This is a genomic window from Legionella antarctica (assembly GCF_011764505.1).
In the GTDB taxonomy this organism is placed as follows: domain Bacteria; phylum Pseudomonadota; class Gammaproteobacteria; order Legionellales; family Legionellaceae; genus Legionella; species Legionella antarctica.
Map to the genome: position 1 here is coordinate 2,877,929 of NZ_AP022839.1, position 20,395 is coordinate 2,898,323.

Consider the following 20,395-nt stretch of genomic DNA (forward strand, 5'->3'; position numbering starts at 1 on the left):
GAGTAATTCCTATTAAAATAGTATGAAAAAATTCAACAAACTATATTGAAAGATAAATGTTAAATTGTATTAACCGTTTCAAGTTGATTTTGATTTATTTCGCTAAAAGCTGGGGAACAAATGCCTTTATAAATAGCGGTAATAATTGCAAGTTTATGGCGCATTCCAAATTCTTTTTGTTCTCGCATTTCAAGCAATTCACTTTCATTCAAAAAATCATTGAGTAAATGTTTCTTAATGACACCCTTCTTATCTTTATACAAGCATTCAATTGAAGATTGAGTGGAATGTATGTAAATAGTTTTAGAGCTAATTTTGCTTTCATCTAACTCATTATCGGTTAACCATTTGTAATCTTCAAAAGTCAGTAGTTGAAAATCACATTTATCTCCCAGATAATCAACAGTACCCTTAAATACTTCAACTATATTTTTTAACAACCCTACCAAAATCCATCCTGACTTAGGTGATATATCATTCATTCCAGTCTGGCTTCTGGCAACATTACTGGCGAGACCACCAGAAAATAAAAGCCCTAATCCAAGTAAAGGACCACCCACAGCTGTGCCCACTACTGCACCTGTCCCCATTGAACCGTAATGAAACATATAATTGAGGTATCGTCGTTTGTTATCTCGTGGTGTAAGTATTACGTCCAACTCTTTTTGTTTCAGTTGTGCAAGTATTAACACAAAATCAATTAATAATATGCTGATATCTCTTAACTCATTGATGTGGTTCAATGGATCTGACTGATATGGGTCCGCATGTCTGGAACAAAATTAAGGAAAAATAAGAGCTATTCATCCATCATTTATAGTTAAAAATTCACTCAAATTAACCTATTTAAACCTACTCAATACCGTATGAATAGTGATTGCTACTACGAATTGTCTTAGGTCATTTTACCACAACTCTATCAGAATGACTTATCCACAAGTCCACAGGTCAGGAGAGCTTCACTTTCTCGTATAGGCCTGTGGGCCTTGTGGGTAAGTCATGACGCTCTCATTTAGGGTTTATGGTCTTTTCCGGCCATAATACACCTCTGCGGGCGTTAAATAATTAAAGGACTGGTGAAGCCTTCGGTTATTATAATACTCAAAATACTCCGTTAAGGCCAGCTCAACCTCTTCAATTGTATCAAAATCATACCGGTAGATTTTTTCTTGCTTAACACTACGCCACAATCGCTCGATAAATATATTATCTAAATAACGTCCTCGCCCATCCATGCTGATAGAAATGTGGTGAGATTTTAGCGTATTTATCCAATCTTTTGAGGTAAATTGAGAACCCTGATCCGTGTTAAAGATCTCACAACGCGAATGCAGCAAAGCGTTTCTAAGCGCCTCAATACAAAATTCAGCCTCCATAGTAGGTGAAATAGCCCATCCAATCACATAACGACTATACCAGTCCATAATAGCTACTAAATACACATGCTTTCCTTTCATGCGGATGTAGGTGATATCTGCGGCCCAAACCTGATTTGGTTTGGTGATATCCACCTCTTTTAATAAATAAGGGAACACCTCATGCTCCTTATTGGGAACGCTTGTATTTGGCTTTGGGTAAACAGTCGATAACCCCATCATTTCCATCAACTTTTTTACTCGACGTTTACCAACAGGATAGCCTACTTCTTTTGACAGCCATCTTGCCCGCTTAATTTTACCTTCACATGGATACTGCAGATAGTGCTCATCAAGTAGCGCCATAAGCGCTTCATCTTCGACAGAAATGGGCTTGGCACTATAATAATAACTTGAAACAGGCAAGTCTAATAGCAAGCATTGTTCACGAATGGTGAGCTCGGCAAGAGGATCAATCATGACGCGCTTTTCATCCAGACTAAAGTTCATGCTTTTTTTTTAGCCAAGATAGCTGCGCTTGAAGTCGACCAATTTCTTGATATAATGCCTCAACAAGCTGCTCTTGGGACTTGGCTTCTTTTTCATTAGCCCCAGAGAATAAATCGTTAATGGCTTTGATGGCCGATTGCTTCCAAGTTTTTACCTGCGTTGCGTGAACACCGTATTCACTGGTAATTTGCGCTTGTGTGAGTTTCCCCTCAATCGCAGCTAGCGTTATTTTTGCCTTCTTGGCCGCCGTATAATAAGCTCGCTTTTTAGACATTTTATTCTCCTCTTTGTATTAAGAAGAATAGCTCTTAAAAAACCTTTTTTTGTGTCCAGAAAACCGCGCCTATATTAGACCACCCCAGTTAAGAGATAATGTACTGAACTGGAGAAAGTAGTGACTATAAGAAAGAAATACCCAAAAGAATTTAAACTTGATGCAATTAGCCTTGTATTAGAGCAAGGATATGGGGTAACAGAAGCAGCAACTAACTTAGGGATTGCTCAAGCGTATCCGTTCGGTGAACTACGGGTTGCATTAGAAGAAGGGGTTAATTCATCTTGAGATTAAAAGGAAGAAGATTCGTGAAGTCTTCTGCGGTTTTACAGAAGCGGATTTTTTCGAAGAGGACTTTGAGGTAATCAAAAGGATTAAGGCCATTGGACTTAGCTGTTGCAATAAGGCTATAGAATAATGCCCCAGCATGAGCCCCTCTAGGGCTTCCAGACATGAGCCAGTTTTTTCTGCCCAGAGCAAAAGGCCTAATGATGTTTTCAATGGCATTATTATCAATCTCGAGCATCCCATCAAGCAAATAAGCAGTAAGCTCCTTCCATCGCTGAGACATGTAAACTAAGGCATCACCCAGCTTTGATTTGGGTACCGCATTTTTTAAGGATTGGTCAAGCCAAGTCTTTAAAGCGTCAAGAATGGGTTTTGATTGTTCGAGCCTTATCTGATAGCGTTGTTCTGCCGTATAGTTCCCATCCCGAGCAATTTTTTCAATGGCATAGAGCTTTTGAATATACGCCACGGCCTGATGTGATTTACCTGTGGTTTTAGCCAGTTTGACAAGCTCAGCAAAAGGACGTCTGGCATGTGCAAAACATCCCAAATGAATAATATCAGGATGGTCATCAACCCAGTCATAACCAACATACCCATCTGTTTGTAAATAGCCTTTAAACTCTTTAAGTAGTTCTTTAGGCCATTGGGCTTGTCGGGTTTCACGATAATCAAACACAATGATTTTTTTATCCGGTTTGTGATTCTGGTATACCCACATATAGCTCTTGGATGTATTTTTTCGATTAGGCTCATCCATCACCTGAAGTGGTGTTTCATCGGCCTGAAGGTAGTTTGATGCAACCAGCTCTTTGATTAGAGCGTTCCTCATTGGGCTACATACCTCAGATGCTGCCATTATCCATCCACATACTGTATTGCGAGCCATCTCAATGCCCATTCGTTTCCAGATGTGCTCTTGACGGTATAAAGGGAGGTGGTCTTGGTATTTACTAATAATGGCATGAGCTACAAGGCTTGGTGTGGCAATGCTTTTAGGAAGGAATAATTGCGGCATAGGGGCAATGCTTACCCCTTCATCACAACGATTACATGCATATTTGGGTCGCACATGGGCAATGACCGTCAGCTTTGCAGGAACAAACTCTAGCTGTTCCGTGACCTCTTCGCCAATACGTTGCTTCATACAGCCGCAAGCACACAGTTTTTCTTCTTCTGCAATGTCATGCTCAATGGTTTCACGGGGTAACTCTGGAGGTAATGGGCGTCGTACTGGTTTTTTGCGAGTATAGGTGACCGTAATTGTATTATCTTCTTGCGGCAGCTCTGTGACCTCTATGCTTTCTGCTTCATCAAATTGCAACTCGCCTTGCAGAATATTGTGTTCAGATGAGGGAGAGTATTTACGCTGTTGAGCCAGTTTGAATTGCTCTAGCATATTAAAATACTTTTGCTTCCATTCCAGAGCTTCTTTTTTTAATTGATTAATTTCTTCCTGCAAAGGCATTAAAAGTGATTGGTCTTTTGAGGAAATCATGGCTGGTTTAGTGCTTGTTTTAATGGTGATATTATACCATAACCACCATGATTTCTTCAGTGTTTTTCAATGAAAATCACGGTAAATCACCGGGTTTCCTCCTTGATGAAAGGTGAATTTATTGCTGGCCATGAGCCATTTTAAGTGCTCTTTTGTCAGCTCAATATGACCTTGGGTATTGCGGGGGAAAATGAATTTCCCTTTCTCTAATCTGCGGTACCATAAGGTAAAACTCTGCTCTTCATAGTACAGTGCTTTTAACTTATCTCCTCCTCTGCTACGAAACAAAAATAAATGACCTGCACTAAGCTCCATTCCAAAAACTTCATGCACCAGAATGGCTAGAGTATTAATGGATTTGCGCATATCAGTTATTCCACAATATAAATGCACTTGAACATCATCTGGAATTAACATAAGGTCATCAACTCCCTTAATAATATCAGTCGGTGTTGATGGTCAGCTGCATCAAGTTCACAGCGTATTTTATTAGGGAGTTCAATAACTAATTTAAACACTGCCTTAGCAGAAGGTAATGGAGTAATAATAAGTGGCTCAAATAAAGCCTCTTTGGCTGGGGTAACTGCTTTAGACTCTTTCTTGAATTTATTGCGATAAAATCTGAGCCTGGAGTCTGATATTCCTTTATTACGGCAAAATAATCCTGGTGCTAAACCACTTTCCTCATAGGATTTAACCATGTCACTCCAGTACTCATCTCTTTTTGTCATCGTCTACTCCAATAGTTATGGTGTAGCGATCTTCTTCAATTTTCACTTATTCCTCTAGGTGTATTTCACCGAACGGATACGCTCAAGCCCTACTAAGCCGATGGATAAAAGAACATAAAGAGCAAGATGGACAAGCATTTCGAGGAAATGGCAAGTTAACCGCCGAGCAATTAGAAATCCGTCGTTTACAAGAGGAAAATAAACGCCTGAAAATGGAAAAGGAAATCTTAAAAAAGGCGGCGGTCTTCTTTGCTCAAGAAACGAAATAAAATATTCGTTTGTCGCCCAAAATAAGAAGACCTGGCCTGTTGATTTAATGTGTCAACTACTGGGCATTACACGACATGGATATTACAGTTATCAGAAACGTCAAAGAAATAAACCGGACGATCCTGAGCATCAGGAGCTTATTGACTGGGTAAAGAACATCGCAGAGACAAGCCAGTATTGTTATGGAAGCCGCCGGATGAAGAATGCTTTAAATGCATTAGGTTATCCAGTAGGTCGAAGACGAACTCAAAGTTTAATGAGAGAAGCTAAAGTTTTTGTTCGTTATCGAAAGAAATACAAAGTAACTACAAATAGTAACCATAAACAGCCGGTTTATGAAAACGTCTTAAATAGGCAATTTCATGTTAAAGAACCTAATAAATCCTATGTATCAGATATTACCTATATCTGGACTCAAGAAGGCTGGCTTTATTTAGCGGTAGTTATGGATTTATTTTCAAGAAAAGTAGTTGGTTGGAGTATGAGTTCCAGAATGAAAGCAACATTGGTCTGTGATGCTCTGAATATGGCTATTTGGCAGCGGAAACCTTCATCAGGACTTATTGTTCATTCAGACAGAGGGGTTCAATATGCGAGCCACCAATACCGCAATTTATTAAAGAGTAAAGGCTATATTGGCAGTATGAGTAAAAAAGGTGATTGCTGGGATAATAGTGTTATTGAAAGCTTCTTTGGCAGTTTGAAACAAGAACGAGTTCAATGGCGAAATTATCAAAACCGATGGGAGGCTCAACAGGACATTTTGAATTACATCACCATGTTTTATAACAGCCACAGATTACATTCTTATTTGGGATATTTAAGCCCAAATCAATTTGAAAAACAGAGTGATTTTTTAATGAAAGTTGCTTAACTGGAGTGTAACGTTTTAGTTGACCACGTCAGCCCATAATGTCTCATATTTCATTAGCTCTTCATCAATAAAAATAGTAGTAATTTTTATTTTATGCCCAATAGGCGGCACCCCGCCAATTGCAAATCCTGTAATTTCTCGAGTAAAGTCCGCATCAGCCTTAATAATCTTTTCACCAACCTGATGTTCAATTGTTTTTTCATTAACACGATTGATGCCACTAGCTAGAATTAAAATGGGTTGATTCGTTTTTTTTGAACGAAACAGTAATGACTTAACAATTTGCGCCACATCACATCCTAAAGTTGCAGCTGCATCGTTTGCAGTGCGTGTGCTGGAAGAAAGTTCAATCACTTTAAAGGCTAACCCTTTTTTTGATAAAGCATCTTGTACAGCCTTCGCACTTTTTCTCAAATTTTTAAATTCATTCATTTCATTCCCTCAGAAAAATTATCGCCATAGAGAAAATTTTCTAGTTAACTCGGTTACTTTTTGCCAGTCACCATACAATACAATGCCATAATAAATAAGATCCTCATCTTTCACTTGTACTGTTCTGGCTAACTGTTCTTTGTAAGTGCCAATGGTCATCGTATCGGTGAAATCATTAAAAATAATATGATTTGCTCTAGCTTCATTGCGTAATTTTCTAATTTTGTTCGAATTTTCTGACAAAATAATAAACGGTAATTCTGAAATGAATGGATGTGAACCATCATCAGCATCTTTATAATCTGTTAGGCGTAATTCTTCTTTGCCTATAACAGAACCTAAGCCTATACACATATGGGCTAAGGCATTCATTAATTTACCTGGTTCAATACTTTTGTTAAGAACAGCCACTAATTTTTTTTTAAATTGGTCATCAGCCATAAATCACCTCTATAAAATTGCTTCACAATTTGTGCGTTATAACGCATAATAGGGCATGATAACATTGTGCGCCATAACGCACAATCTTTTTTTAAATCAAGGTGCATTGTGAACGATATATACAATCATATCTCATTGACTTTAAAGAAATTACGTCGTGAGCGCGGATGGAGTTTAGATAAGGCAGCACAAGAAACTGGCGTTAGTAAAGCCATGTTAGGGCAAATTGAACGACAAGAGTCAAGCCCCACTATTGCAACCTTATGGAAAATTGCCAGTGGATTTCAAACCTCTTTTTCTTCCTTTATCGCAGATATTAGCACTAATTTTAATGAGCCCATTTATCGGGCTGGACATGTGCAACAGATACATCCTACTGATGAGAAAATTCGGGTGATGCCATTGTTTCCGTTTGATAATGAGCTTAACTTTGAACTATTTGTTATTGAATTATTGCCAGGCTGCGAACATTTATCTCCACCACATAAACATGGTGTTATTGAGCATGTCGTTGTGGTTGATGGTACAATTGAAGTTTTAGTTGATGGTGTCTGGAAATCATTATCTAAAGGAGAAGGACTTCGATTTAATGCGAATCAAGCTCATGGATATCGTAATATCACATCAAAAACCTCAAGCGTTCATGACATAATCCACTACCCCCCCAAAATTGTGAATTAACCATGACATTTAAAGCAAACTGGGAAAAAGTAGACAAGCAAATTCAGCTGCCAGTTAAGACCATTGAGTCTATGGTAAAGATGGCCTTCCCTAATAAAAAGATGTATTCTTATAAGATAATTTCTGGTGGCTGCGCCAATTTAAACATCCAAATCAACTTGGAAGCAGATAACACTCCTTATATTTTGCGCGTTTATTTGCGGGACAAAGGGGCCGCATACCGTGAAAAAAATTTCGGCCTTCTTTTAAAAAAAACCATTCCAATACCACAAGTCTATTTTATTGGGGATTATGAAGTTTATCGCTTTGCAATCACTGAATACATCCACGGAATTACTCTCCGTGATCTGTTACTGGGTAATCAATCCTACGACCTGAACTCGATTATGTTTTCTGTAGGACAGATACTATCTATCATTCAAACTAACCGCTTTGACTCTGCTGGTTTTTTCAATAAAGAATTGATGGTAGCTGAAATAACAACCAAAGATTCCTTGCTGCAATATGATCAAGAGAGTTTAAATCATACATTAGTGATTCAAGCCTTAGGCAACGAAGTCATTACAAAGATAAAGCTACATATCGATCACTTTAAATTATATATTCCAGATGATCATGATAATCACTTAGTTCATGGAGACTTTGATCCCGCTAATATTCTAGTTGATATAAAAAATGGGCAATGGGAAATTACAGGGATTTTAGATTGGGAATTTTCTTTTTCAGGCTCTCCCCTTTGGGATGTAGCCAACATGCTCCGTTATGCACATCGAATGCCTGTTCAATTTGAGGAATCATTTTTAAAAGGGTTACAGGAAGGTTATGCTCTTCCAACGGACTTTCACATTAGTATCAACCTACTTAATCTTTCATCCCTACTTGATTGTCTCGCGCGGTGTTCCTATGGCCCACATTCAAATCAGTGTAATGATATTCGTGCACTTATTAATTTTTTCATCAAACAACTGGATAATGCGTTATGAGTACTCAAAGAATAATTGAAGTTGTTCCCTATAATCCAGAGTGGCCCAATTTATACAGTATGGAAGCAAGTCGTATCAAAGAAGCTCTTGGAGAAAATTGCATTGGCATTCATCACATTGGATCTACTTCTGTGCCAGGCCTAGCAGCGAAACCGGTGATTGACATGATTCCAGTAGTTCGTGACATCATGAAAATCGATAACTCTAACAATGCTATGCAGCTACTGGGTTATGAAGCAAAGGGTGAGTATGGAATTGCATTTAGGCGATACTTTCAGAAAGGGGCTGAATTTAGAACCCATCATGCTCATGCATTTGAAGAAGGCAGTCCTGAAATTGAAAGACACTTAAAATTTCGTGAGTGGATGAGATCCCATCCCACTGACCTGGATGCTTATGCGGCACTGAAGCAAGAGTTGGCTACAAATCATCCCAATGACATCATGGCTTATTGTCTAGGCAAAGAGGCATTTATTGCAGACATTGATAATAAAGCGGGGTGTTTTGGACTTCGAATAGTGAAATCATTAACACCTCGTGAATGGGAAGCAGTGCGTCATTTTCGTCAACACTATTTTTTTGATAAAGTACCTGTATCAGATCCATATACCTGGACTTTTGAGCACGAAGATCATGTCCACTTTATTCTTTATAAAGGAACCCTGATTAAGGGTTATGCTCATATTCAATTTTGGCCAGAGCAAAGAGCCGCGCTTCGTATCATGGTGATTGAAGAACATTCGAGGAATCAGGGAATAGGCGGAGCATTTCTAAATCTTTGTGAACGTTGGTTATATCAACAAGGCATTGTTGTATTGCAAATGGAGTCTTCTCCCGAAGCGAAAAAATTTTATGTGCGCCAAGGATATATTGAAATGCCCTTTAACGATCCTGAACATAGCTTAAGTTTCCCGCAAGATATCCCTATTGGTAAAGTGCTAGTTAAAAACCATATTACATAGAGACAGAAAATAATGGCAAAAATGCATGAAAATGAGCTTGAAATAGACGAAGGTCTTGTCCATGGGTATTCCTGCGAACGTGATCACCGATTATCGCCTAGCGTGATCACCTATTACTGCGCTGTTTTTACAAGCGGTGAGATTATTACAAAGTGATCACGATGAAGCAATTTCTTTTTTTCTCATGGACTCTCCGTTGAGTTCTATTCGATGTGCATTTTCAGAGATGCGATCGAGTATGGCATCGGCGATGGTTGGCTCACCTAAATACTCATGCCATTTAGCCACAGGAAACTGGCTTGTAATAATGGTCGATTTTAGCTGATACCGATCTTCAATAAGATTAAACAAGTCGTGGCGTTGTGCTGCATTGATTGCTGTTAATCCAAAGTCATCAAGAATCAGTACATCATCCTTGTGTAATTGCGTCATTAACTTGGCATAGCTTCCATCGGCATGTGAGATGCTCATTTCTTCTAAAAATCGCGTTAACAATAAATAGCGAACTTTATAACCTAGACGGCAAGCTTGGTTTCCGATAGCGCATGAAAGATATGTTTTCCCGCAGCCGGTAGGTCCGGTTATAAGTAAATTTTGATGGTGACGAACAAAGTCACATTTAGCAAGAGCCATCACTTTTGCCTTTTCCAAACCCCTCTTATTTTTATAACAAACATCTTCAATGGCTGCAGATTGCCTGAGTTTTGCTCGCCGCTGTAAACTCTGCACACGATTATTGTCTCTGCGTAGTATTTCGCGGTCCAACAAGAGACTTAACCTCTCTTCAAAGCTTAAGTCGGCGTGTTTGGGTTGGCTTTGTTGTTCACGAAAGCCCTCCTGCATGCCCGTCATTTTTAGTTGTCTCATTTGTTCTAATACGGATTCATTGTTCATTTTTTTCCTTGTTTTTTAATTAAAAATTGTTGATACAGACTCAGTGGTAATACTGAGAGCCCCTAATGTTGTCATGCGTTAATCCATGTAGGTTCACGTCACGTGATGCATGAATTTTTGCTCCTTGGTCAAGGTTATTTTCTAGAATGGATAACACGCTTTTACGGCTGTATGCCCCCTGGTGTACACCATAGGAGCAGGCTTGCTCTAAACGGATTTCTCCATAGCGTTTCGCTAGTTTCAAAATACCAAGGCAGGAACGGTAAGCCTGTTCGGGGTGAGGTTTTTCATCAAATATTCTTTTTACGACCATGTGTGTGCAAGCACCTATCTCGCTCGCCCACCGTAAATATCTCTCTTTTGATTGCTCGGTGTGTATGCGGTGCCTCTTGGGCATGTGATGAGAAATCGTGGATTGTTTACCTGGTATGCTTGAATACAGATGCATCGCTATGCGCTCTCCTTCAAAATAACATTCAACCGTATGCTGGTTAAACCATAAATCAATGAGCTGGCCGCAGTACCTATGAGGCACGCTGTAATAATGCCCTTGAAGCACAACATGGTAATCAATACCTGCGCGAGACGCTTTGTACTGCCTGTAATAATAGGCATCTGCTGGTAACGGTTTTAATACAGGTTTGTCCATTTCCATGAAGACTGACTCGCGACATCCAGGTAGTTTTTGAAATGGTTTTTGGTTCATTATGGTTAATAGCCGTGCAATCTCTGCATTGAGTTCATTAAGACCCACAAAGGTTTGATGTCGTAATCGGGCTAATATCCAACGTTGAGCAACTTGAACACCTGATTCAACAGATGCTTTGTCTTGAGGACGATAAGGCCTTGCTGGAAGTACAGCTGTGCCATAATGCTCAATGAAGTGTGCGTATGTTGGATTCGTATCAGGCTCATATCGACATGATTTACTGATGGCTGAACGGAGATTATCTGGCACAACAAGTGCTGGAACACCGCCAAAAAACTCAAACATCCGGCGTTGAGAACCCAAAAAGTCAGGAAGTTGCTGAGACCATGTGGCTTCAGCAAACGTATACTTAGAGGCACCCAAAACACCTACGAAAATTTCAGCAGCCCTGATGTCATTTGTTTCAGGATCAATAATACTGAACGTAACACCGCTGTAATCAATAAAAACCTTATCTCCCGCCTTATGTGTCTGACGCAACGAGCGTTTTAGGCTTTGCTTATAAGCACGATAGTGGTAACAATAACGAGAATAGCTTAAAGCGCCTTCTTGTTCTGATTGATGTTCATCCCAAAGCAACTGTAATGTGACGCCTTTTCGGCTTAATTCTTGGTGAGTTTTTGCGAAATCTATTAAGTCTAGCGCCTTGTTTAGGCTGGCATGAGCGGCTTTCGGCTTTAAAATTTCAAGTAAAGCTGGCTCGTCCATCCCCTCAGGAAGAGGCCATGAAAGATTTTTATCCAGGGCTCGATTGATGTATTTGATAACCACACCAACCGATACACTAAGACTGTTTGCTATTTGGCGCCTGCTTAATTTTAACTCAAAATGAAGACGCAGTATCTGAATCAATTTACGCATAGATGTTCCTTTTGCTGACATTTTTACTCTCCGATTAAACTAACTAGTATAACCGGTGCTAATGCTTGCAAAAGCCACGCCCCATATGGAGTGGTGGCATCGTGATCACCTATTCCTGTTTTTTGGGAAAAGTGATCACGATCAGGCGATAATCGGTGATCACGATCAAGCGATAATCACTGATCACGGTAGGGCGATAATGACTGATCACGATGGGCAGGAATACCCAGTCCACAAACTTCTTAAAAATCAGTGCCCTCATTGGGCCAATCTGCCTATAAAAACTATATTATCAAGTGGAACAGACAATGCATTATTTCGTTTAGGTAGTGACTACGTTGTTCGTCTTCCTCGAATCGAATGGGCTCCAGGAAGTATCAATAAAAGTATTAATAAAGAATATGAGTGGATTCCAAAAATTGCTAAACTTCTGAAAATATCGGTCTCTGAACCTGTGTTCAAAGGTAATTCTGAAGAGTTCTATCCTTGGTTTTGGACAGTGACCAAATGGAATGAGGGACATAACCCAAATTTTGAAGAAGATAAGGAATATGAACCTCTTGCTAAAGACTTGGCTTTGTTTTTAAACGAGCTACACGAAATAAAACTAGCAAATGGCCCTTCTTCCCGCCGCGGAATCCCCCTAAAAGCAAAAGAACTCGACGAAGAGACGAAGAAAGCCATAGGAGAACTTGAAGGCGAGATTGATGTTCAATCCTTAACTTCTTTATGGAATCAACTATCGAATATCCCCTATTGGAATAAGGAGCCTGTATGGGTTCATGGAGACTTTTTACCCGGAAATATTTTAGTTCAAAACAATCGACTTAGTGCGGTGATTGATTTTTCCGATTTAGGAATAGGTGATCCTGCTTGTGATCTGGTTATCGCTTGGAGTTTACTGAACTCACATTCAAGAAGAATCTTTAGGGAAAATCTACAACATATTGATGCAGATACATGGGAAAGAGGTAGAGGCTGGGCTCTATCAATAGCACTTATTATGTTGCCGTATTATAAGAATTCAAATCCTGTTTTAGCAACGCTCGCAAGACGAATGCTGGAACATGTGAAAGGAAAAACTAATGACTATTAAAGACACTGAATTCCAACTCAAAATAATTAAAGCAACTCGTGATGATTATCCCATTATCCAACGTATGTGGCCTTTTTATGTCTATGACATGGGGCGTTATTGCGGATTAAACAAGGGTTGGGAGTGTCCAGTAAATCCAGAATTTACTCCAGATGATTTAACATCTTATTTTATAAACCCAAGAGAAGCATTTCTCATCAAAGTGAGGGATGAACTAGCAGGCTTTATTCTGCTCAATAAAGCAGGAACGCAAACCAACATTGATTGGAATATGGGAGAATTTTTTATCCTTGCAAAATACCAAGGGAAAGGTATTGGGCAAGGAGTTGTTCATGAACTATGGAAAACACACCCAGGGATTTGGGAGATATCGGTAATTCCTGAGAATAAACCCGCCTTAGAGTTTTGGCGTAAAGCCATTTCTACTTTTACAGCAAGTAACTATACCGAAGAAATCAAAGCAATTAAAAAGGACTCACATCAACTAGAACGTTATATTTTAAGCTTTGATACCCACAGCCACTCATCAATTAACAACACTGATGATGACAGCAGTTTAAAAATTTCCTTTGTTGATAGCTTAAGTGATGAGCTTGACAAGCGCATGACGGATGGGTTCATCGCTTATGAAACAAGGCATGGAATCGATGTGAATTACAAACGCTTTTCAGTAATACTATCAAAAGAAAATAATATTGTTTGTGGCGTGATCAATGCCTTCACTGCCTTTGCCGAAATCTATGTTGATGATATTTGGGTGGATAGTGCCTATCACGGTAGAGGGTATGGAAGAAAATTATTACAGGCTCTTGAAGATCATTTTAAAGGACAAGGATTTAATAACATCAATCTTGTGACCAGTGCTTTTCAAGCACCAGAGTTTTATAAAAAATGCGGGTTCACAGCCGAATTTACCCGAATAAATAAAATTAATCCCCAGCTTTCAAAAACATTCTTTGTGAAATTTTTTGAAGAAGAAAACCAAACTCAAGGTTTACTTAAGCATTCAGAGTAATAATTATAAATAGCAACAATGATGATTTCGGATAAAAAATGATAACAATTGATCTCCTTAAAAATCACCAAGACTCAATTCCCAGACTTGCCACAATTTGGCATGAAGTTCTTGGTAAAATATGGGTACCTGATGCTCCTATTGAGCAAGTCATTCAAAAATATGACGCCCATTTAAATGACACTCAATTACCTATAACTTTTGTGGCAACTGATGGGGAGAAGCCAGTAGGCATGTGTAGTTTAAGAGAAAATGATGGAATACGACCAGACTTAACACCTTGGCTAGGTCCACTTGTTGTATCCCCTGCCTATCAAAAGCAAGGGATAGCCCCATTGCTTATTAAGGCAACCCAACAAAAGGTAAAGGATTTGGGTTTTAAAAGAATTTATTAATCATCATGTTGGCATGGATTCATGGAAGATCTTAAGATTTCGAAACAGTATGACTTAATCTTTATTCCAAGCGGGTCTTTTGGCTTTGGGGAGCAGCAATTATAGAAGCAGCTCTTCAACATGGTAAAGAAAACGGCTGTACTTTTGCCACCGTCAATACTTTTGATTGGGAAGCACTTGGTTTTTATCAAAAACTTGGTTTTAAGATTGAATTTGAAAGGCATGGATTCCTCAAAGATTCAGTATTTTATTTTTTACGCAAGAATTTCTGATCTTCATATCTATCTTCACCTGGAAGTTTTGGTTTGAGTGTAGTTTGAAAGGGAGATGGTGAACTATGCTCTTTTCCTTGTTGGCTTTCAGTTGCCACTGGATCAACAGGACGTATTCCTTCTAAAATACGGCTTTTAAATCTTTGAGTTATTTCTTGCCCTGTTGGAGCTACTTTATTAGTTTCTGTGCTGTGCTTATGCTCTAAAGTCATCGCTCTATCTTCTAATTCATTACCTAAATCGGAAAGATTATCTTTTCTTGTTGGCTCCATGACCCGCGTTTTTTTCAGTTCAACAGATGAATTAAGCGCAGAAAGCCGAGACGCTACATATTTACCAATAACAGCAGTACGTTCTTCCTCGCCTTCTTTCCATCCAGGCTCTACATTTTTAGCAAGACCAAATTTTTGAAAAAACCAATTAAAGGCATGTTCTAATTTCACTACTGGACCCACAATTAATTCAGCAAGAACATGTCCAAATCCGTGGGGAGACTTATTAAGCTCCTCGTTACCATTAGCAAGTAAAACAACAGAAGATTTGGTTTCCATATCCATTGCAACCCACCCGCGCCACTGGTTCATGTCACCACTATGGAAAGCTGTGGTGACCTTACCCTGCTCATCTAATTGCAATCCAAAACCTAATCCCCATGCGAGGTGTTGTCTGTCTTTATCTGATACCTTCAAATCTTTAGCCCATTGATCTGTCATCAAAGATATTTGAGGCTTAAAAGCTTCATGCAATGTTTCATTTTTATGAGTATGCTCTGTAACAGAAGTTACCCCAGCAAGTTGCTCATCTGATAGACTATTAATTGGTTTATCTTCAGTTACTTCAGCGAATCTATGCTGTAGTTCCTCTAGTTTGGACTGATCTAATTTGATCTGGTGCAGAGTATTATCTAACTTATTGTAGTAAAAAAAGCCCGTTTCAGTAAGAATATATCGTGAGGTTATTGAGTCTTTTTGATTTTCATTTGTCGGATTTTCAGACATTTTTATCAGACCGCATACTTGCATCCAGGCTGAAGTTAAAAGAGCATAATCACTTGGCGTAGTATGTAGGGTATTTGCTGCATGGGATTTATCCTCAGTACTTCCTGGAGCTACAAAGCTGCTATGTGTCATATTCAAAGGTTGAAAAATATCTGTCTTAGCAAGCTTTTCAAGTGACATGTTTTGATCTTTTTCGATGGCCTTTTGCAAATAATATAAGGCCGTATTCCCATAAGAATAGGCTGTTCCTGGTGGAAACTCCAGTCTTGGTGCGCCATTAATAGGTATGCCTGAACTGTGAGATAAAACCATACGAGGAGTTATTTTATTTGCTTCTTCAATAAAATCTTTACTAACTTCCTTACCTAAATTATTTTTATAGAAATCTTGTATTGGTAGAATTTCTGAAATTGGGGTGTCTAAAGTAAATGGCTTGGTAAATTTTTTATCAGATATCATTTTAAGTACTAAATAGGAAAATACAGCCTTACTCAGGGATGCAGCTCCAAATTTTGTATCTGGCTCTACTTTGGCTACTGGAGTTTCAAAGTATACATCGGTTTTTCCTATTACCTCCGGTCTAATAGGCTCTCCTGGTTTAAAATATGCAATAGATACACCCGGAATTCCTCCTTTAATCATTCTCTCGTCAATTTCTTCTTTATTTTTCATAGTGATTTTATTCGCTAGGTGCCATTAGTTTATTATATAATATTTTAGTGAGACTGATTTTGAACAACCCCACTTAATATAGGCGCGGTTTTCTGGACACAAAAAAAGGTTTTTTAAGAGCTATTCTTCTTAATACAAAGAGGAGAATAAAATGTCTAAAAAGCGAGCTTATTATACGGCGGCCAAGAAGGCAAAAATAACGCTAGCTGCGATTGAGGGGAAACTCACACAAGCGCAAATTACCAGTGAATACGGTGTTCACGCAACGCAGGTAAAAACTTGGAAGCAATCGGCCATCAAAGCCATTAACGATTTATTCTCTGGGGCTAATGAAAAAGAAGCCAAGTCCCAAGAGCAGCTTGTTGAGGCATTATATCAAGAAATTGGTCGACTTCAAGCGCAGCTATCTTGGCTAAAAAAAAAGCATGAACTTTAGTCTGGATGAAAAGCGCGTCATGATTGATCCTCTTGCCGAGCTCACCATTCGTGAACAATGCTTGCTATTAGACTTGCCTGTTTCAAGTTATTATTATAGTGCCAAGCCCATTTCTGTCGAAGATGAAGCGCTTATGGCGCTACTTGATGAGCACTATCTGCAGTATCCATGTGAAGGTAAAATTAAGCGGGCAAGATGGCTGTCAAAAGAAGTAGGCTATCCTGTTGGTAAACGTCGAGTAAAAAAGTTGATGGAAATGATGGGGTTATCGACTGTTTACCCAAAGCCAAATACAAGCGTTCCCAATAAGGAGCATGAGGTGTTCCCTTATTTATTAAAAGAGGTGGATATCACCAAACCAAATCAGGTTTGGGCCGCAGATATCACCTACATCCGCATGAAAGGAAAGCATGTGTATTTAGTAGCTATTATGGACTGGTATAGTCGTTATGTGATTGGATGGGCTATTTCACCTACTATGGAGGCTGAATTTTGTATTGAGGCGCTTAGAAACGCTTTGCTGCATTCGCGTTGTGAGATCTTTAACACGGATCAGGGTTCTCAATTTACCTCAAAAGATTGGATAAATACGCTAAAATCTCACCACATTTCTATCAGCATGGATGGGCGAGGACGTTATTTAGATAATATATTTATCGAGCGATTGTGGCGTAGTGTTAAGCAAGAAAAAATCTACCGGTATGATTTTGATACAATTGAAGAGGTTGAGCTGGCCTTAACGGAGTATTTTGAGTATTATAATAACCGAAGGCTTCACCAGTCCTTTAATTATTTAACGCCCGCAGAGGTGTATTATGGCCGGAAAAGACCATAAACCCTAAATGAGAGCGTCATGACTTACCCACAAGGCCCACAGGCCTATACGAGAAAGTGAAGCTCTCCTGACCTGTGGACTTGTGGATAAGTCATTCTGATAGAGTTGTGGTAAAATGACCTAAGACAATTCGTAGTAGCAATCACTATTCATACGGTATTGAGTAGGTTTAAATAGGTTAATTTGAGTGAATTTTTAACTATAAATGATGGATGAATAGCTCTTATTTTTCCTTAATTTTGTTCCAGACATGCGGACCCATATCAACTTGTTACAATTTATTTACGATATAATTTGTCAAATTCTATAAAGAACACTAGAGGCATACAGAATGAGCACAGTTAATATATTGGTTGATAATAGTCCTAGTGATGAAAACAATGCTCGCATAAGAAATGGAATATTAGATTTTAATGCTAAATACCTCCATGAAAAAGCCAGTCCATTTAGTATTTTCGCTCAAAATAATAAAAATGAGATCATAGGTGGTGCTACTATTTGGGAACATAGTGATGCATTTTACATCGACATATTATGGGTTGAGGAGAATTACAGAGAACAAGGAGTAGGCTCTCGATTACTCAATGAACTATTTAATCAAGCAACCATTAAAAATGTAAAAAAAATCTTTGTTGATACCTATGAGTTCCAGGCCGTTGATTTTTATAAAAAACAAGGTTTTTCCGTAATTGGACGACTTGAAGACTATTTATTAGGGCATGACAGAATTTATTTAAGAAAAAACTTAGGTTAATTAAAAAAATTATTTCTCTGCAATTCAGTAATATGATTAATCAAATCAACTACTCTATTATTATCCAATTTGATAGCGGGATCAGGATTTAATTATGCAAAGAAAATCAATTGGGTCAGACTCGATTGATTATTGATACCTCAAATTGTTAACTTTTTGTAAAAAAATTTAAAACTCAAAAATGACACCCCCTGAATTGTGTAAAATAATAACAATTATAATTTAAGGGCTAATGTAATATAGGCGCGGTTTTCTGGACACAAAAAAAGGTTTTTTAAGAGCTATTCTTCTTAATACAAAGAGGAGAATAAAATGTCTAAAAAGCGAGCTTATTATACGGCGGCCAAGAAGGCAAAAATAACGCTAGCTGCGATTGAGGGGAAACTCACACAAGCGCAAATTACCAGTGAATACGGTGTTCACGCAACGCAGGTAAAAACTTGGAAGCAATCGGCCATCAAAGCCATTAACGATTTATTCTCTGGGGCTAATGAAAAAGAAGCCAAGTCCCAAGAGCAGCTTGTTGAGGCATTATATCAAGAAATTGGTCGACTTCAAGCGCAGCTATCTTGGCTAAAAAAAAAGCATGAACTTTAGTCTGGATGAAAAGCGCGTCATGATTGATCCTCTTGCCGAGCTCACCATTCGTGAACAATGCTTGCTATTAGACTTGCCTGTTTCAAGTTATTATTATAGTGCCAAGCCCATTTCTGTCGAAGATGAAGCGCTTATGGCGCTACTTGATGAGCACTATCTGCAGTATCCATGTGAAGGTAAAATTAAGCGGGCAAGATGGCTGTCAAAAGAAGTAGGCTATCCTGTTGGTAAACGTCGAGTAAAAAAGTTGATGGAAATGATGGGGTTATCGACTGTTTACCCAAAGCCAAATACAAGCGTTCCCAATAAGGAGCATGAGGTGTTCCCTTATTTATTAAAAGAGGTGGATATCACCAAACCAAATCAGGTTTGGGCCGCAGATATCACCTACATCCGCATGAAAGGAAAGCATGTGTATTTAGTAGCTATTATGGACTGGTATAGTCGTTATGTGATTGGATGGGCTATTTCACCTACTATGGAGGCTGAATTTTGTATTGAGGCGCTTAGAAACGCTTTGCTGCATTCGCGTTGTGAGATCTTTAACACGGATCAGGGTTCTCAATTTACCTCAAAAGATTGGATAAATACGCTAAAATCTCACCACATTTCTATCAGCATGGATGGGCGAGGACGTTATTTAGATAATATATTTATCGAGCGATTGTGGCGGATCAATGATTTTGTCATACACTAATAATTCGGTTGCCTCTACATGGAAACACCCGAATTGCCCAGGATCGATTTTAAGATCTGCATAGAGGCAATTTTCAACAGAAATACCAGGTAAAATAATTGTTTCAATCGAATTTTTTTGAGCTGCAATTATAGCTTGTAAACCTGGGTCTGCGAAAATTGTAGGATGTCCATAAAGTACTACAGTGATGAAATTATAAGTTCCCAAGTCAGTAAGAATTTTATCTCTTATTTTGTCATAGGAATTCTGCCGATCAATTTCAGAAAAATATATCGGCTCAAGAGATTCTGACAATTTAGAATAGCGCTCTATCCATTGTTTGGTAACAGGTTCGTTAACTAAGTATAAAACTTTATCTGCACTGGTAGTATACGTCTTAAATTCAGTTGTAAAATGGGATATAGATTTAATACCTGAACCAACTAAAGCTAATTTCTTAATGATAAATCCTTTTACTATTTAACCACTCTGGACATATCAGCAAATTGTTCAGAACTATTGGATAAGGCCGCTCTTATTTTTTGATTGTTTTTAGCCTTAAATGTCTCAAGCAGGCCGATCGATTGGAGAATGTTATCTTTGTTACTGGAGAATATGGCTTGTTTAGCCAAGTTTTCGAATTTAATCAAGACGCTCATAATTCACCCTTGTATGGCATATTATGGAAGAGTATAAGTAATATAGAATAAAAAAACCATAGGTAAAAGTAGAAGTGTTATTACCTTACATGAATATTTATGACTTCTTATGTTCACTTATTAACTGTTTTATACAGGACTTACGAAAAACCTCTTGCTTAGGTAAATAGATCAATCAAACAGGAGAAATTTCTCAAGTAGCTGAGGTCGATTAGATGATTTAAAAT

22 protein-coding genes and 3 pseudogenes are annotated in these 20,395 nt (G+C 38.5%); 13 read left to right on the top strand and 12 right to left on the bottom strand.

Translation table 11 applies throughout. The annotated features are described in order from the left end of the window. Positions 1-59: 59 nt before the first annotated feature. From HRS36_RS13630 to HRS36_RS13640, 3 genes are all read right to left on the bottom strand, one after another. The gene (locus HRS36_RS13630; RefSeq protein ID WP_173237728.1) at positions 60-743 is read right to left on the bottom strand and encodes a hypothetical protein; all 684 of its coding nucleotides are present in this window, start codon (positions 741-743) and stop codon (positions 60-62) included. Positions 744-1,019: 276 nt separating this feature from the next. Further along, the gene (locus HRS36_RS13635) at positions 1,020-1,865 is read right to left on the bottom strand and encodes an IS3 family transposase (protein ID WP_173235473.1); all 846 of its coding nucleotides are present in this window, start codon (positions 1,863-1,865) and stop codon (positions 1,020-1,022) included. After that, complete coding sequence (locus HRS36_RS13640; protein ID WP_173235475.1) at positions 1,855-2,139, bottom strand: transposase; 285 nt, start codon at positions 2,137-2,139, stop codon at positions 1,855-1,857. Before HRS36_RS13640 ends, HRS36_RS13635 begins: the two co-directional genes overlap by 11 nt. Positions 2,140-2,259: 120 nt before the next feature. On the opposite strand from HRS36_RS13640, the pseudogene HRS36_RS13645 reads away from it, so the two are divergent. Then, positions 2,260-2,367: pseudogene (locus HRS36_RS13645) on the top strand (transposase); the annotation flags it as partial. Between the two features lie 46 nt (positions 2,368-2,413). Here HRS36_RS13645 and tnpC read toward each other — a convergent pair. The 3 genes from tnpC to tnpA form a co-directional block, all read right to left on the bottom strand. Next, entirely contained in the window at positions 2,414-3,925 is a 1,512-nt protein-coding gene (gene tnpC, locus HRS36_RS13650; RefSeq protein ID WP_173236282.1) for an IS66 family transposase, read from the bottom strand. A gap of 66 nt (positions 3,926-3,991) precedes the next feature. Beyond that, the gene (gene tnpB, locus HRS36_RS13655; protein ID WP_173236281.1) at positions 3,992-4,342 is read right to left on the bottom strand and encodes an IS66 family insertion sequence element accessory protein TnpB; all 351 of its coding nucleotides are present in this window, start codon (positions 4,340-4,342) and stop codon (positions 3,992-3,994) included. Beyond that, positions 4,336-4,656 carry an IS66 family insertion sequence element accessory protein TnpA gene (tnpA, locus tag HRS36_RS13660; RefSeq protein ID WP_173236280.1) on the bottom strand — a complete coding sequence of 107 codons (321 nt, stop codon included), beginning with the start codon at positions 4,654-4,656 and terminating at the stop codon, positions 4,336-4,338. The genes tnpB and tnpA overlap by 7 nt, the downstream gene beginning before the upstream one ends. A gap of 74 nt (positions 4,657-4,730) precedes the next feature. Here tnpA and HRS36_RS13665 point away from each other — a divergent pair. Next, positions 4,731-5,800, top strand: a pseudogene (locus HRS36_RS13665) (IS3 family transposase); the annotation flags it as partial. 15 nt (positions 5,801-5,815) lie between these two features. On the opposite strand, the gene HRS36_RS13670 reads toward HRS36_RS13665, so the two are convergent. Beyond that, positions 5,816-6,232, bottom strand: a complete 417-nt coding sequence (locus HRS36_RS13670; protein WP_173237729.1) for a YbaK/EbsC family protein — start codon at positions 6,230-6,232, stop codon at positions 5,816-5,818. An 18-nt stretch (positions 6,233-6,250) separates the two neighbouring features. Further along, positions 6,251-6,673 (bottom strand): DUF2000 domain-containing protein, encoded by a 423-nt coding sequence (locus tag HRS36_RS13675; protein WP_173237730.1) that lies wholly within the window; start codon positions 6,671-6,673, stop codon positions 6,251-6,253. Positions 6,674-6,781: 108 nt separating this feature from the next. Between HRS36_RS13675 and HRS36_RS13680 the strand changes: the two genes are divergently transcribed. From HRS36_RS13680 to HRS36_RS13690, 3 genes are read left to right on the top strand one after another with little or no spacing between them, the layout of a single operon-like run. Further along, positions 6,782-7,354, top strand: a complete 573-nt coding sequence (locus HRS36_RS13680; RefSeq protein ID WP_173237731.1) for a helix-turn-helix domain-containing protein — start codon at positions 6,782-6,784, stop codon at positions 7,352-7,354. Positions 7,355-7,356: 2 nt separating this feature from the next. Next, positions 7,357-8,337, top strand: a complete 981-nt coding sequence (locus HRS36_RS13685) for an aminoglycoside phosphotransferase family protein (protein WP_173237732.1) — start codon at positions 7,357-7,359, stop codon at positions 8,335-8,337. Further along, positions 8,334-9,299 carry a bifunctional GrpB family protein/GNAT family N-acetyltransferase gene (locus tag HRS36_RS13690; RefSeq protein ID WP_173237733.1) on the top strand — a complete coding sequence of 322 codons (966 nt, stop codon included), beginning with the start codon at positions 8,334-8,336 and terminating at the stop codon, positions 9,297-9,299. Before HRS36_RS13685 ends, HRS36_RS13690 begins: the two co-directional genes overlap by 4 nt. Positions 9,300-9,455: 156 nt before the next feature. Here the strand turns inward: HRS36_RS13690 and istB are convergent, their stop codons facing one another. Beyond that, positions 9,456-10,193, bottom strand: a complete 738-nt coding sequence (gene istB / locus HRS36_RS13695) for an IS21-like element helper ATPase IstB (RefSeq protein WP_173236264.1) — start codon at positions 10,191-10,193, stop codon at positions 9,456-9,458. Between the two features lie 40 nt (positions 10,194-10,233). Continuing rightward, positions 10,234-11,784, bottom strand: a complete 1,551-nt coding sequence (gene istA / locus HRS36_RS13700) for an IS21 family transposase (protein WP_173236263.1) — start codon at positions 11,782-11,784, stop codon at positions 10,234-10,236. A 40-nt stretch (positions 11,785-11,824) separates the two neighbouring features. On the opposite strand from istA, the gene HRS36_RS13705 reads away from it, so the two are divergent. The 3 genes and pseudogenes from HRS36_RS13705 to HRS36_RS13715 form a co-directional block, all read left to right on the top strand. After that, complete coding sequence (locus HRS36_RS13705; protein WP_173237734.1) at positions 11,825-12,859, top strand: aminoglycoside phosphotransferase family protein; 1,035 nt, start codon at positions 11,825-11,827, stop codon at positions 12,857-12,859. After that, the gene (locus HRS36_RS13710; protein ID WP_173237735.1) at positions 12,849-13,874 is read left to right on the top strand and encodes a GNAT family N-acetyltransferase; all 1,026 of its coding nucleotides are present in this window, start codon (positions 12,849-12,851) and stop codon (positions 13,872-13,874) included. Before HRS36_RS13705 ends, HRS36_RS13710 begins: the two co-directional genes overlap by 11 nt. A gap of 38 nt (positions 13,875-13,912) precedes the next feature. Continuing rightward, positions 13,913-14,266: pseudogene (locus tag HRS36_RS13715) on the top strand (GNAT family N-acetyltransferase); the annotation flags it as partial. A 250-nt stretch (positions 14,267-14,516) separates the two neighbouring features. Here HRS36_RS13715 and HRS36_RS13720 read toward each other — a convergent pair. Continuing rightward, a complete protein-coding gene (locus tag HRS36_RS13720; protein WP_173237737.1) occupies positions 14,517-16,211 on the bottom strand; it encodes a serine hydrolase domain-containing protein in 1,695 nt (564 codons plus the stop codon). Positions 16,212-16,362: 151 nt separating this feature from the next. Between HRS36_RS13720 and HRS36_RS13725 the strand changes: the two genes are divergently transcribed. From HRS36_RS13725 to HRS36_RS13745, 5 genes are all read left to right on the top strand, one after another. Next, positions 16,363-16,647 carry a transposase gene (locus HRS36_RS13725; RefSeq protein WP_173235475.1) on the top strand — a complete coding sequence of 95 codons (285 nt, stop codon included), beginning with the start codon at positions 16,363-16,365 and terminating at the stop codon, positions 16,645-16,647. After that, positions 16,637-17,482, top strand: a complete 846-nt coding sequence (locus HRS36_RS13730; protein ID WP_173235473.1) for an IS3 family transposase — start codon at positions 16,637-16,639, stop codon at positions 17,480-17,482. The genes HRS36_RS13725 and HRS36_RS13730 overlap by 11 nt, the downstream gene beginning before the upstream one ends. 331 nt (positions 17,483-17,813) lie before the next feature. Then, the gene (locus HRS36_RS13735; RefSeq protein WP_173237738.1) at positions 17,814-18,236 is read left to right on the top strand and encodes a GNAT family N-acetyltransferase; all 423 of its coding nucleotides are present in this window, start codon (positions 17,814-17,816) and stop codon (positions 18,234-18,236) included. Positions 18,237-18,548: 312 nt separating this feature from the next. Further along, positions 18,549-18,833, top strand: coding sequence for a transposase (locus HRS36_RS13740; protein ID WP_173235475.1), 285 nt, complete (start codon positions 18,549-18,551; stop codon positions 18,831-18,833). Further along, entirely contained in the window at positions 18,823-19,530 is a 708-nt protein-coding gene (locus HRS36_RS13745) for an IS3 family transposase (protein WP_173237739.1), read from the top strand. Before HRS36_RS13740 ends, HRS36_RS13745 begins: the two co-directional genes overlap by 11 nt. Here the strand turns inward: HRS36_RS13745 and HRS36_RS13750 are convergent. Beyond that, entirely contained in the window at positions 19,474-19,989 is a 516-nt protein-coding gene (locus HRS36_RS13750) for an SAM-dependent methyltransferase (protein WP_338033752.1), read from the bottom strand. The two genes, HRS36_RS13745 and HRS36_RS13750, sit on opposite strands and share 57 nt — an antisense overlap. Positions 19,990-20,395 lie beyond the last annotated feature (406 nt).